This is a genomic window from Archangium lansingense (assembly GCF_026626635.1).
GTDB classification, from domain to species: Bacteria; Myxococcota; Myxococcia; order Myxococcales; family Myxococcaceae; genus Archangium; species Archangium lansingense.
On sequence record NZ_JAPNKA010000001.1, the window covers coordinates 2,002,923 to 2,015,931 of the forward strand.

9 protein-coding genes are annotated in these 13,009 nt (G+C 69.1%); 8 read left to right on the forward strand and 1 reads right to left on the reverse strand.

What is annotated here, in order from left to right; translation table 11 throughout:
* Nucleotides 1–52: 52 nt before the first annotated feature.
* From sitA5 to OV287_RS08075, 3 genes are all read left to right on the forward strand, one after another.
* On the forward strand, nt 53–1,369 hold the full coding sequence (gene sitA5, locus OV287_RS08065) for a SitA5 family polymorphic toxin (RefSeq protein WP_267533406.1): 1,317 nt from the start codon (nt 53–55) through the stop codon (nt 1,367–1,369).
* 61 nt (nt 1,370–1,430) lie between these two features.
* Nucleotides 1,431–1,871 carry a HEAT repeat domain-containing protein gene (locus tag OV287_RS08070; protein WP_267533407.1) on the forward strand — a complete coding sequence of 147 codons (441 nt, stop codon included), beginning with the start codon at nt 1,431–1,433 and terminating at the stop codon, nt 1,869–1,871.
* Nucleotides 1,872–1,992: 121 nt separating this feature from the next.
* Entirely contained in the window at nt 1,993–2,811 is an 819-nt protein-coding gene (locus OV287_RS08075) for a hypothetical protein (protein ID WP_267533408.1), read from the forward strand.
* Nucleotides 2,812–2,879: 68 nt separating this feature from the next.
* Here the strand turns inward: OV287_RS08075 and OV287_RS08080 are convergent, their stop codons facing one another.
* On the reverse strand, nt 2,880–3,446 hold the full coding sequence (locus tag OV287_RS08080) for a DUF420 domain-containing protein (protein WP_267533409.1): 567 nt from the start codon (nt 3,444–3,446) through the stop codon (nt 2,880–2,882).
* 226 nt (nt 3,447–3,672) lie between these two features.
* Between OV287_RS08080 and OV287_RS08085 the strand changes: the two genes are divergently transcribed.
* The 5 genes from OV287_RS08085 to OV287_RS08105 are packed head-to-tail and all read left to right on the forward strand — an operon-like array spanning nt 3,673 to nt 13,008.
* Nucleotides 3,673–5,628 carry a DUF1585 domain-containing protein gene (locus OV287_RS08085; protein ID WP_308809553.1) on the forward strand — a complete coding sequence of 652 codons (1,956 nt, stop codon included), beginning with the start codon at nt 3,673–3,675 and terminating at the stop codon, nt 5,626–5,628.
* A complete protein-coding gene (locus OV287_RS08090) occupies nt 5,628–6,290 on the forward strand; it encodes a hypothetical protein (RefSeq protein ID WP_267533411.1) in 663 nt (220 codons plus the stop codon). The genes OV287_RS08085 and OV287_RS08090 overlap by 1 nt, the downstream gene beginning before the upstream one ends.
* 21 nt (nt 6,291–6,311) lie before the next feature.
* Nucleotides 6,312–7,706, forward strand: a complete 1,395-nt coding sequence (locus tag OV287_RS08095) for a DUF1501 domain-containing protein (protein ID WP_267533412.1) — start codon at nt 6,312–6,314, stop codon at nt 7,704–7,706.
* A gap of 56 nt (nt 7,707–7,762) precedes the next feature.
* Nucleotides 7,763–9,265: a hypothetical protein gene (locus tag OV287_RS08100; protein WP_267533413.1), complete on the forward strand. Its 1,503-nt coding sequence runs from the start codon at nt 7,763–7,765 to the stop codon at nt 9,263–9,265.
* An 11-nt stretch (nt 9,266–9,276) separates the two neighbouring features.
* On the forward strand, nt 9,277–13,008 hold the full coding sequence (locus OV287_RS08105; RefSeq protein WP_267533414.1) for a VCBS repeat-containing protein: 3,732 nt from the start codon (nt 9,277–9,279) through the stop codon (nt 13,006–13,008).
* Nucleotide 13,009: the final 1 nt, after the last annotated feature.

Genomic DNA, 13,009 nt, shown 5'->3' on the forward strand with positions numbered 1-13,009 from the left:
TCTTTAGAGTCCTGCATCACATTGCCTACCCAATAGGGGCGGGGAGTCATACATGCGCAACGGATGGCGTGGACTCGGTTTGTTGCTGCTGGTGCCCTGGCTGGCGGGCTGTGTGAGCGGGCCGAGGGTTCGGCTGGAGACGGGCGAGGGCCCGCCCATCGTCCATGTATCCCCGGCCACCGAGCCCCCGCCGGTGCAGGTCGGCATGGAGGAGCTCGTGGGGGCCCTGACGGAGCTGGTGCTGCACATGCCGCTGAAGCTCTCCCTGCCGCGGAGGGCGGGCCGGGTGGTGCTCGCCTCGTGGGGAGGGGAGGAGGAGGGGGTGCAGCAGCGGCTGCGCGGGCAGTGCGCGCCCTCGGAGCCGGAGGACGGGTGCCTGGTGCTGCCGGGCAACGCGCCGCCTCCGGAGACGCTGGCGCGCCTGCGGCTGGCGCTCTCGTTCGCCATGGACAGCATCTGGGAAGGGGCGGCGGTTCCGCTCAGCGAGTACGTCGATCCGCTGGCCTTCAAGGTGATGGTCTATACGGCGCTGAGCACGTATCTGCTGACGTTGATGCTGCCGGACCCGGTGACGAAGGGACTGGCGGCGGTGCTCACGGTGTACCTGGTGGCCTACCTGGGGCTGGGGCCGGTATGGTCCATGGTGGAGGCGGGGTGGGTGTTGTTGGAGGAGGCCGGGCGGGCGAGGACGGTGGAGGAAGTGAGGGGGGCGGGCCAGCGCTTTGGCCGGGTGCTGGGGGACAACGGGATGCGCGTGTTCCTGCTGCTGGCGACGGCGGCCATCGGGGGCCAGACGCGCTTCGTGGGCAGGGGGCCGAAGTTGCCCGGATTCCGCCAGGCGGCACTGGCCTCTCCGGTGCGCACGCGGGTGAGCCTGGAGGCGGCGGGGCAGGTGAGGACGGTGGTGCTGGGCGCCAGGGAACTGGTGGTGGGACTGGCGCCCACGGCGGTGGCCTCCCAGGCCATGGGGCCGGGGGGCAGTTTGCCACCCGACCAGAAGTTACAGGCCAACGACAGTCTCGATGCGCAACCTCCGCAGGCATTGCTTGATTCGCAGGCCAAACATATCCAGAAAATAGAAAATATTATCCGCGATCACGCCAAGCCAAGTGATTTTGAAGGGGTCGCCAAAGAGCTTGCTGGTCAGAAATTTCCAAAGCCTGGTGGCGGCTACTGGGATCATCGGCGCGAGATGCTCCAGTCCATCAGGGATCTCAAAAGGCACGTCAGGGCTCTTGAGGGCAGCCTGGAGAGTCCGGCACACTCATCTGTCGTTCGCTCATATGTACAGAGGGCGATAGACAAGGCCCGTGCCATGATCTCCCGTATGGAGGAAGCTCTTTCCGGAGGAGAGCCGCGTGGACAATAGAGAGCGAGTACGGCACCTGGCTTCTCATGACCGTGAAGAGGTCTTGGAGGCCCTTCGGGAGTTGAAGCTGGATAAGGAGACGCCACCATCCGAAGAGGTTGTGGATGCCGGGCTGAAGTTGATGAAGAGCCCTGATCCCGAGACGAGGTATGAGGCCGTTTGGGCCCTGTGTCTCCATTGGGGAGACATGCGCACGCTCCCCATGCTGCGGTCAATGCTGGAGGGACAGGAGACGGATCTTGAGGTGCAGATCATCGTTGCCCGTTCCGTGGGTTCAATGGTCCAGCGATGTGGCCAACCTGATGAACAGTCGTTCAAGTCGCTTGCGCGTGTCGCGTTGGATGAAAGCGCGGCCTCCGAGTTCAGGGGAGTTGCGTATATCAGTCTTCGCGCTGCTGCCGGGTTGCTACCAGCAGCAGAGGAAGCACATCTTCCAGAAGATATCCACCACCTGGAGGTGGATTGGAAATGGCTGCGCGCGATGGACGGTTTCAGCGCATGAGGCGGGAATGAGGATGGCTCTCATGACCAACGAATCAAGGGTGGAAGGCTGTCTGGTGCGAGAGGTGGTTGAGTGGAATGCTCTCGGGGCGCGCTCCCACCACCTGGGGTAGCTTTGGCGCATGTTCGAAAGCCAGCGGCCCTTCAGGGCGCTCTACGAGTCCCTCCTCGCGTATGAGGGACGGCGCGTCTCGGACGAGGTGCTCGGCCCGTGGCTCGCGCGGAACGGCGCGGAGCGCACGTGGCTCCGCGAACTCGGGGCCCGCCCCGGTGAGCCCTGGCCGACCATGAGCGACGAGGACCTCTGCCGCCTCTATGCGGTGTCGCGGGTCAATGACGTCCTGCTCCTGCGCTTCCAGCCGCTCCGGCGCGAGGGCTGGCACGGGCTCGATCTGCGGCTGGAGGAGTACATCTCCTTCCTGGAGGCGCTCGGCTTCGTGCGCGTCGAGCACGGGGGCTTCCACCCGTTCTTTCACGAGATCGTCTCGGTGCAGGCGTCCGAGCAGCCCGTGGACGGAATCGCGCTCGTGGAGTCGAGGTGGCCCTGCTTCATGCTCGGCGACCTGATGTTCTCGCGTGCCGGAGTGACGGCCCGTGCGGGCGCGCGGGAACTCGTGCCTGCCATCGCCGAGAGCTCGCCCCTGTACTGGGCGCACCGGAGAGCCAATCGCCCCACCACTGACCTCTCCGTCGGCTGGGGGAGCAACTCGCAGTGGCGCACGCAGTTCCGGCGAGACTACCGGCGCGGGGGCACGGTCTGCTTCAACGTGGACGGTCGTCTCGCGCCCCATGCACCACTCACCGCCAAAGATGCCGAGCGGCTGGGAGGCCTCACCCCCGAGGAGCGGGTGGAGCTCCTCGTCCACCGGTGTTTCGTCCGGACACGGAAGGCGGACAATGACCTCTGGCCCTACGACGACACGCTGACGTTGTCCCTATGAAGTACCAGGATGGGTGTCAGACATTTCGCACGGAGCGTCCCAGGTGCTTGGACTCCGGGACAGGGGCCTCAGTGCACCGCGGGCAGGCTGCCGCGCAGCATGAAGAAAATGACCACGCCCGTCACGGATACGTAGAGCCAGATGGGCGCCAGCCACCGCGTCACCTTCCGGTGCTTCTCGAAGGCCTTGCGCCACGCGAAGTAGAAGGCCAGCAGCGCGCCCGGCACCACGAACAGCGACAGCAGCACGTGGCTGGCCAGGATGGTGAGGTACACCGTCCTCATCACGCCGGTGCCCGCGTAGCGCGTGTCGCCGTGGACGAAGTGGTAGGCCAGGTAGCACACCAGGAAGAGCCCCGAGGATGCGAAGGCGGACACCATCAGGTACTGGTGCACGCGCCTCGCCTTGCGGCGGATGGCCACCCAGCCCGCCGTCAGGAACGCCGCCGCCAGCGCGTTGAAGCTCGCGTTCACCGCAGGCAGGAAGCGCAGGTCTACTCCGCCCACCGCGCCTCCTCGGCGGATGAGAAGAATGTACGCAAGAAATGAGAGAGCAGCGGCGGAGACCACCGCGGTGAATACGTAGAATCCGCGGTCGCTCACGCGGGAAAGCGGGGCAGTCGTGGCGTCAGACATGGCGTAGCTTTCTGTCCCGACTGTGCCCCGCATGCAACTCGCGAAGTTTGCTTCTCTGTTGCATGAGCAAGCGTGTAGCCATTCGTGGGAATTCCTGGCATAAGGGGAAATGCAGTCCCCCCGCTGCGCTTTCCCGGAGGTACCCGTGCGATTCGCACGACGCTTCCTCGCCCCCCTGGCGACAGCTGTTCTTTTGGCTTCTCTCCCTGCCCTCGCGGAAGAACCGGTGTGTGCCCCGGTCTCGAAGGTTCCGCTCGAGCGCCACCTGCGCCAGCTCACGTTGGATCTGCTCGGCCGCCCCCCCACCTATGAGGAGTACCAGGCCGCCCGCGCCAAGGGCCAGGTGTCGGTCGAGGATGTCCGCGCGCTGATGGACAAGGAGGAGTTCTACGCGCGAATCCGCGGCTACCACCGCGCGCTCCTGTGGAGCAACGTGAGCGCCAGCGTCTTCAACAACGGCAACTCGCGCCTGAGCGGTGCGGGCTCGGCCACGGACGCCTTCTCCCTGCGCGGCAACAGCAGCCGCCCGCTGCGCGGTGCCAACGGCCAGGGCTGTGACAGCTACATGGCCCAGGACGTGTGCAACGCCCGGCAGGATCCGCATGCGGACCCCGCGCTCCCCGCTACGACGGCGGCCTGCTCAGCCGAGCGCTACGACGAGCGCGGCGTGCCGAAGCCGGTGAGCTGGGACTACGACACCAACTTCTATAACTGCACCCGGGTGGATCAGAACCTGGCGGACGGCACCCCCGTCAAGACCTGCCAGGAGGCGGCCGCCGCGAAGCGCCTCGGCGACAACGGGGAGCGCATCTACTTCTGCGACATGCGGCGCATCAACGTTGGCAGCCCGGCGGTGCCGACGTTGGTTCCGCACGAGTGCAAGCCCAGGACGGCCACGTATCAGCCGGTCGCGGACGCGGCGGACGGCAACCGGGTGACCTCCTATGAGGATCCCACCGTCACGTCCAACGCCCCGCTCAAGCGCTGCGGGCTGACGCTCGGCCAGAAGCGCGCCAGCAATGGCGTGGAGATCAAGGGCTCCTACGAGCCGCAGCGCGGCTGCGTCCATCGCGAGGGCTACGTCACGCGGCCCGCTCCCTTCTGGAACGCCGGGACCGCGGACGTGAGGGTGTGTGCCATCGAGGCGCAGACGCGCTCGGCCAACCCGTGGACGTTGGAGCCCTGCACCACCGCGCGCTTCAACGGGGACCGGAGCTGCGGCTGCGGCGAGGGCATGCGCCGCTGCGAGGCGACCAATGGCAGCACGCACGATGCCCGCGTGAAGGCCATCAGCGCGGAGCCCGAGCTCATCGCCGAGTCGGTGGTGCGCCGCGACGAGCCCTACTTCAACATCCTCACCACGCGCCGCTCCTTCCTCAACGGCCCGCTGTCGGAGATGTACAGGGATCCGCAGCAGGCCGTGGGCGTCTTCAGCGCGACGGCTCCGGCGACTCCCGAGGTGCTGCCCAACCTCCCCTTCGCACAGGCGGACACCTGGAAGGAGTACGTGCGTGACAGCGAGCACTCGGGTGTGCTCACCACGGCTTCGTTCCTCTACCGCTTCCCCACCCAGCGCGCGCGCGTCAACCACTTCTACGCGGCCTTCCTCTGCAAGGCCTTCACGCCGCCGGACAACGCCAACCTGCCGCCCGCCGAGGATGCGTGCAACCGGGAGAACAACCTGGCCAAGCGCTGTGGCTGCAACTACTGCCACGCCACCATCGAGCCCACCGGCGCCCACTGGGGCCGCTACGCCGAGCGTGCCGCGCTCTTCCTCCAGCCGGAGCAGTTCCCCCGCTACGATCCCAAGTGCCGCGACTGCGCGCTCTCGGGCAACACCTCGTGCGGTGGCGAGTGCGGCCAGTACGTGATGCAGGCGTATGACGGCGACGGCGCCAACTCGCTGGGTCTGCTCAAGACGTACCTCTACCGCACCGCGGACGAGGAGAAGAACATCGAGAGCGGCCCCGCCCTGCTGGTGCAGCGCATGCTGCAGACGGGCGACCTGGAGCGCTGCACCGTGCGGCGCGTCTGGCAGGAGTTCCTCGGCCGGCCCATGTCGGTGGAGGAGCAGCGCCTCTATCTCCAGCCGCTCGCCGACGACTTCGCGCGGGACGGCCACCGTTTCAAGGCGCTCATCGAGCGCGTGTTGATGTCGGACGCCTACCGGAGGATCGACTGATGCGACGCCTGCTCCTGTTCGCGCTGCTCGCGCTCGGCGCAGCCGCGTGTGAGAAGACCCCCGCTGCTCCGCCCCCGCTGGATGGACAGCTCGAGCCAGTGGCCAACCCTCATGGGGACATGGCCGACCCCCTGCCGGACCCCGAGCTGCAGGATGGTCGGGTGGGGCGCTCCGCTCGCCGGCTCACCGTGGACCAGCTCGACCGCTCCATTGAGGTAGCGGTGGGCCGCTCGTGGACGGGCCTCGACAATGGCCTGGGCACCACCCTGGGCCGGGCCGACTTCGCGCTCGTCAACCAGGAGAGCACCGAGCCCAACCTCGTGTTCGCCAAGTTCCTCGAGGACGGGGCGCGCGAGGTGTGCATGGCGCAGGCGGCGGCCGAGAAGAGCCTGGCCTCGCCCGAGGCCCGCGTGCTCAGCCGCACGATTCCCGGACCGCTCTCGGACCTGCGCAAGCTCTCCGACGACCAGGTGCGCGAGCTGCTCGTGTACCTGTCCATCCGCTTCTGGGGCTCGCCGCTGCAGGGTGAGGAGCTGACGCGCTGGTCGGACTTCTTCAAGAAGGCGGCGACGCGCGCGGAGGCCCTCACCAATGGCCGTGACCAGGCCCTGGCCGCGGTGTGCATCGCGCTGATGACCGACTCGCGGTTCCTCACCTACTGACGGCTCCGGGGAGATTCATCCATGAAGAAGAACCTCGAGACTCCTACCTCTCGCCGGACCATCCTGAAGGCCGCCGCTGGCTTCATGGGCACCACCGTCTTCGGGGGCCTGCCCTTCAGCGCCTTCGCGCAGGCGGCCACGCTCAAGCCCGCGGACCGCTGCTTCGTCTTCGTCTACTTCTCGGGTGGGTGGGATCAGCTTCTCGCCTTCGATCCGAGGGACCCGGAGGTCTTCACGCCCGAGCGCGTTGCCGAGACGCGCATCCTTCCGGGCTACAACCTCTTCACCGACGGGACGGATCCCTTCCCCATCATGCCGGCCGAGCTGCCGGGAGCGGGCCCCTCCAACATCACCTTCGGCCCGGCGGTGGGCGAGCTGGCGAAGCACTACGACGTCATGTCGGTGGTGCGTGGCATCAACATGACCACGCTCGCGCATGAAGAGGGGATGCGCTACTTCATCACCGGCAAGCGCCCCATCGGTGCGGCGGCGCGTGGCTCGTCCACGGCGACGGAGATCGTCGGCCAGATGGTGCCCAACGTCCCCATCCCCTCCATCGCGTACGGCGTCGAGTCGTACAACGATCGGTTCTCCGGTAGCGCCAACGCGCTGCGGGTGAGCCGCTCGAAGGACCTGGTGGACACGCTGTCACCCAGCAAGAAGCGGCTCGACAGTCAGATCGAGGCGGAGCTGCTGGCGCTGGGCAGTGCGCCCATCACCTGCGACGAGGCGGCCCTGAGCGCGGGCGGCGTGGGGCAGACGTACGAGTCGAGCCGCGAGCAGGTGAAGCAGGTGATCAACAGCCAGCTCAACGAGGCCTTCGACTTCGCGTTGGCGAAGAACGACACCGTCCGCACGACCTACGGGCTGCAGCCCAATGGGTCCAACTCCTACGACTCCGCGGCCGGGCGCGCGGCGCTGGTGGCCACGGCGCTCAAGCTGGGCATCAGCCAGTGCGTGTCCATCAACCTGGTGGGCGGCCTGGACACGCACTTCGGCACGCAGACGACGCACCTGTCCAACCTGCGTTCGGGCTTCAACGCGCTGGCAGCCCTGGTGAAGGACCTGAAGAACAGTGTCCACCCGGTGTCCGGCCGCAAGTTCATCGAGCACACCACCATCCTGGTGTTCTCCGAGTTCGCGCGCACCCCGCTCATCAACGCCACTAACGGCCGCGACCATCACCTGACCAATAGCTGTCTGCTGATGGGCGCCGGGCTGAAGCACAACATGGTGTTCGGCCACAGCGGTGACATCGGCATGGCGCCGGGGCTGGTGGACCTGAAGACGGGCGCGAAGGACTCGAACAACGGGGAGAACATCCTGCCCGAGCACATCATCGCGACGGTGCTGGCGTCGGCCAACCTGGACTACAGCATCACGCGTGTCGACCCCCTCAAGGCTCTGCTGAAGTGATGGATACCCGAGCTTCGTTCCGTGTAGGCCCCCTCTCCCGCTGGGAGAGGGCAGGGGTGAGGGTCTCTCCCCTGTTGCTCGCGGCCCTGCTGTCCGCCTGCGACCCCACGCCTTCGGTGCCGCAGGACCACCCGAGTCCCGAGCCGTTCCAGCCGATGCAGGTGCAGGCTGCGGTGGATGTGGCGCCAGCGCCGGGCTTCGCGGACCAGACGGGAGGCGGCATCTTCGCGACAGCGGAGGGCAACGTCATCCGCCTGCGGCTGGACGGCACGAAGGCGGCGCTGGAGAGCCACCCGGGGAACACGGTGACGCCGGGCCGGGCCCGAGCCGTCTTCCGGATGGGACCGGACTCGGCGCTGGTGGAGGCGGACAATGGCCTCTTCCTGGCGCAGTCGGGCTGGCTCATCGCCCCGCCCTGGCGCGAGGTGCTGAGCACGGGGCTGGCGGCCACGGCGGCGACGCCGGACGGAGCGGTGTGGCTCGGACATGCCTCGGGCCTCTACCGGTTGCAGGACGGCGCGCTGTCCGCGCTCAAGGTGAATGGCCAGGCGCTGGAGGGCATCACCACGCTGGCGTCGGCGCCCGCGGAGGATGGGTCGCAGGGCCTGTGGTTCCTTCGTCAGGAGACGCTGAGCGTCGCCGTGCGCACGGCCCCGGGCACCTGGCAGGTGCGTCAGGTCACCTCGCTGCCGCTGAAGGAGGGCGAGCGTGTCGTGGGGCTGGCGGGGCTGGGTGCCTCGGAGAAGGGGAAGGGCGAGGCGTGGGTGCTGACGTCGGAGCGGCTGATGCGGCGCGCGGCGGACGGGTGGCGGCAGGTGGCGCTCGCGCGCAAGCCGGAGCAGCTGCTGGCCGCGGGGCGCTTCATCTGGGTGAAGGTGGACGGCAAGCTGCTCTCCCATGACGCGGAGGCGGGCACGTGGGGCGAGGCCTCGGGCGTGGACACGCGCGAGTTCCGCTTCCTGGCGGCTGACGAGAGCGGCTGTGCCTGGGTGCAGCTCGGCGCCGACACGGTGGCGCTCACCCGCGGCCCGATACCGCGAGTGCTTGGGCTGCTCGAGGGCTCGCAGGTGGTGGAGGACGCCCTGGTGGTGCGCTCGCGCGTGGTGCCGGGCGTGGCGCCGCTGAGCTTCGTCTACGAGGTGGCGGGCGTGGAGGTGCCGGTGCGCGGGCCCGACTACAGCCTCGGCGGCTCGGAGGCGGACGGGACGCCGAAGCCCTACTCCTTCGTGGGCCTGGAGCCGGGACTGCACACGCTGAGCGCCGTGGCGCGCTACGCGGATGGCACCGAGGCCCGACGCTCGGTCTCCTTCGACTACCAGCCGCTGTCCACCGTGGCGCTCGGCTGGGACAAGGACATCCGTCCCATCCACGAGGCGCGGTGCGCCAAGTGCCATGACTCCGGGCCCGCGCGGCCCCTCTCCACGTACACGCTGTGGAAGGACAACGCGGAGCTCATCATCGCGGCGGTGAAGGATCAGCGCATGCCCGCGGATGGTCCGTTGGATCCGCAGCTCATCTCCCTCATCCAGCGCTGGGCGGCCACCGGCGCGAATCCCTGAGGCGCTTCAACATGTCCCGAGTCTTCCGCACGTCGCTCGTGCTCGCCCTCCTGTCCACGGCCTGCGAGCCCGAGGAGAAGCCCCCCGAGCAGCCCGTGGCGGTGGACCCCTGCGCGGGTCTGCAGCCCCTGGCCCTCTCCGCGAGCCCCACCCGGACGCGGGTGAAGGAGCCCGTCACGCTCACGGCCACGGGCGGCAGTGGCCACTACCGCTACCTCGTCGAGCCCGGAGGCTCCTCGGGAGAGATGCGGGGCTCGCGCTTCATCGCCGGGCTCACGCCGTCGGTGGACACGCTGGCGGTGGAGGACATGCGCTGCCCTGGGGACGCGCGGACGCAGGTGGAGGTGGTGGCGGCCTTCGACGTGGCTCCCGCGCGGGCCACGCTGAAGCCGGGAACGACCTTCCAGGTACAGGTGACGGGGCAGATGGGTGCGCCCGTCTTCACCCTGGACCGCAGCGACGCGAACAGCACGGTGACGCCCTCGGGCCAGTACACGGCGGGGACAGGGACGGGCGTGGACCTGGTGCGGGTGCGCGATAGCCGCACGGGTGACGAGGCCCTGCTCCAGTTCGAGGTCCGCACGGACGCGGTGCTGCGCGGAGACCCGGAGCGTCTGGCCGTGCCCGCCGGCTCGTCGGTGCAGCTCTTGACGGTGGGCGGCAGTGACCGGATTGCCTGGACGAAGGTGTCCGGACCGGGCTCGGTGGAGGGCGGGCGCTTCTCGGCCGAGCAGGGGGCGACGGGCGCGGCGGTACTGGAGGGGACGGATCCCTTCACGAAGCAGAAGACGACGGTGTCGGTGCGCGTGCTGGACGAGCTGACGCGCGCAACGCAGCCGCACGGCCAGGTTACCGACACCGCCGCGGTGGTGACGGCGGACTTCGACGGGGATGGAGTGGCGGACGTGGCGGTGGGGCGGCCGGAGAGTGATCTCAACCGGCCCCAGGGTGGCGTGGTGTTCATCTTCAAGGGGAGCACGGCGGGCCTGCCCGCGCAGCCCACGTGGGTGCTCACGGGAGAGACGGACACGGCCCGGTTTGGTGATGGGCTGGTGGCGGGAGACATCGACAAGGATGGGAAGGCGGAGCTGGTGGTGTCCTCGCCGGGCGCGGACGTCACCATCGACAGCTCGGGCGCGGTGTACCTGTACCGCTTCGGAACCAACGGGCCGGAGCGCATTCGGCCGCCGCTGGCCGGGTTGGGCCGGGGTGCCTTCGGCACGGGCGTAGCGCTCGAGGACGTGGACGGGGATGGAGACCTGGACCTGCTGGCGGGCTCGCCAGCGGGTGACCTGGCGGCCACCAACCAGATTTCGACTCGCGGCGTGGTGGACATCTTCCAGCTCACCCCGGGGCAGCCGATTCCGGACCTGCCCTCCATCCGTCTGGGCGGGAGCGACATCAGCGTGAGCGGCGCCATCGAGCAGCGCTCGCGGACGGGCATCGGCCAGGCGGTGGTGGTGGCGGACCTCAATGGGGACGGACGGCCGGACCTCGCGGCGCTGGGGAAGACTTCGCGCTACCGGGCGGATGGCTCTTCCCTGGGCGTGGTGCAGCCCGCGGTGTCCGTGTTCTTCGCGCGCGCCGAGGGCACCCGCTTCCGCGCCACGCCGGACGTCTTCGTGCTGCCGACGAACGCGTCGGACGGCAACGAGGGCTCCTGGCGGCTGGGTGCCATTCCAGGTGACGGGACTCGGCCCCCGCTGCTGATGGTGTTGCTGGACCGGGCGGACTCGCCGGATCTTCGCACCAGTAACGGGCTGAACTTCATGACGGACGCGGGCGGAGCGCTGCTCTTCGACGTGAGCACGTACGCGCCCACGGGTGATCCCGCATCCACGCCGGCGCAGGTACTGCTGGCGAATGCCTATGCCCGCTTCTACGGGGACGCGGCCTCCATCGTGGCGGGGCGGAGCTGGGCCCTGGCGGACGTGGATGGCACGCCCGGAGTGGAGCTGCTGCTGGGGGCGCCCTACGCGAGCATCCCCTCGGGGACGACGTCGCTGCGCTACGGCGGCAAGGTGCTGGTGTACCCGCTGACGGGGCTGGCCCGGGGCACGGCCCTCAACAGGCCGCCCTCCTTCCTGCCGGGGCTGGCGAAGTCGGACGCCTTCGGGGTGGGTATCGCGCCCTGGACCTTGCCGGGGACCTCGGGGCTGGTGGTCTTCGCGGGGCGGGCCTCCGCGCCGGACGGCCGTGCCTTCACCGGCAGAGTGGATGGCTTCGTGAAGGCGGGCGAGTCGCTCGCGCAGTGGACGCGCTCGAGCTACCTGGTCCCGGCGAAGCCGAGCGTGGAGCGCTTCGGTGAGGCGGTGGCGGTGGGCAGGGGCAAGGACGGAGCCGTGGTGGCGCTGGTGGGCTCGCCGGGTTTCGCTGGCCCGGGGGTGAACGCGGACGGCAATGACTTGTCGGCGGGCCGGGCGTGGACGTATGGCGCGGCGGGCGGCGCGGGCACGCTCGTGGCCGAGGGGACGAACTCCCCCTTGTACAACGGGCGCACCGTGGGCGCGGACGTGGCCTTCTCGGACTTCAACGGAGACGGGAAAGCGGACCTGGTGATGGGCGCGTCGGGCTTCACCATCCCGAGGACCGCCTCGAACGTCTCGGAGCTGGGGAACGCCTACCAGGTGGTGAGGACCCAGTGCCTGCCTACCGGCTCCACGGACCTGCAGGCCGGTGGCGTGCTGGTGTCGCTGGCCCAGGAGGATGGGAGCTACAAGGCCGCGTACCGGCTGTGGGCCATTGGCAACATCACGGAGAACTGCCCCTCGGGCAGCACCTGCACGCGCGCGGGCATCGGGCGCGGGGTGGTGGGTGGCTTCGACTTCAACGGGGACGGCCTGCAGGACATCGGAGCGCTGCGCAACAGCGGCTTCGAGCTCTTCCTGGGGCGGGCGCCGGATGACGCCACGCTGGCGAAGCGGACGATGGCGTGCGACCCCGTCTACTCCTCGCCCTACTTCGTGACGTCCACGACGGCGCAGACGACCTCGGTGCCCGTGTCGCTGGGAGACCTGAATGCGGACGGCTGCGACGAGGTGGCGTGGCGCTACTCGGATGGAAGCCAGCGCTCGGGCGTGGCGGTGCTGTTCGGCTTCGACGCGGGCGGTACCCGGTGTGGCGGGCGCACGGCCGCGAAGCTGGTGCGGCTGGCAGCGGACCCGGAGGTGGGCATGAACTACATGGGGCTGGGGCTGGCCGTGGCTCGCGTGGGCCGCGTGCTGGGCAAGACGGGTCCGGACTACCTGGCGGTGAGCGCGACGAACGTGCCCTACAACGGCGTGACGCAGCCGGCGGTGCTGCTGTTCGACACGGCGAAGCTGAAGGACGCGTGGCTGGGCTCGGGGGGCAAGGACGTGGTGGGCGCGATGGAGAGCGCGGTGATTCCCCAGATAGTGGTGCACCGCTCGCGGGCGGTGGGCTTCGGGACGGCGCTGGCGGGTGGCGTGGACCTGACGGGCGACGGTGTTCCGGAGCTGGTGGTGAGCGCACCGGGCGCGTCGGTGGCCTCGGATGGCGGAGGCGCGGTGTTCGTGTACGCGGGCGGGCCGGGGGCTACCGGAGCGCTCACGCCCATGTTGACGCTCACGGGCGACGTGACGGAGCGCGCGGGCTTCGGCAACGACCTGGCGTTGATGGCGGGGAGTGGGAGCTCTCCGCCGACGCTCGTCGTTGGCGCACCGCTGAGCTACCGCACGGGCACGCAGAACGGCACGGCCTTCGTGGTGCCGCTCGGCTTCTGAG

Bases quoted from the DNA above. Each gene is read 5' to 3' on its own strand.
- OV287_RS08080 (WP_267533409.1), bottom strand. From the start codon at position 3,446: ATGTCTGACGCCACGACTGCCCCGCTTTCCCGCGTGAGCGACCGCGGA.
- OV287_RS08075 (WP_267533408.1), top strand. From the start codon at position 1,993: ATGTTCGAAAGCCAGCGGCCCTTCAGGGCGCTCTACGAGTCCCTCCTC.
- OV287_RS08095 (WP_267533412.1), top strand. From the start codon at position 6,312: ATGAAGAAGAACCTCGAGACTCCTACCTCTCGCCGGACCATCCTGAAG.
- OV287_RS08105 (WP_267533414.1), top strand. From the start codon at position 9,277: ATGTCCCGAGTCTTCCGCACGTCGCTCGTGCTCGCCCTCCTGTCCACG.
- sitA5 (WP_267533406.1), top strand. From the start codon at position 53: ATGCGCAACGGATGGCGTGGACTCGGTTTGTTGCTGCTGGTGCCCTGG.
- OV287_RS08090 (WP_267533411.1), top strand. From the start codon at position 5,628: ATGCGACGCCTGCTCCTGTTCGCGCTGCTCGCGCTCGGCGCAGCCGCG.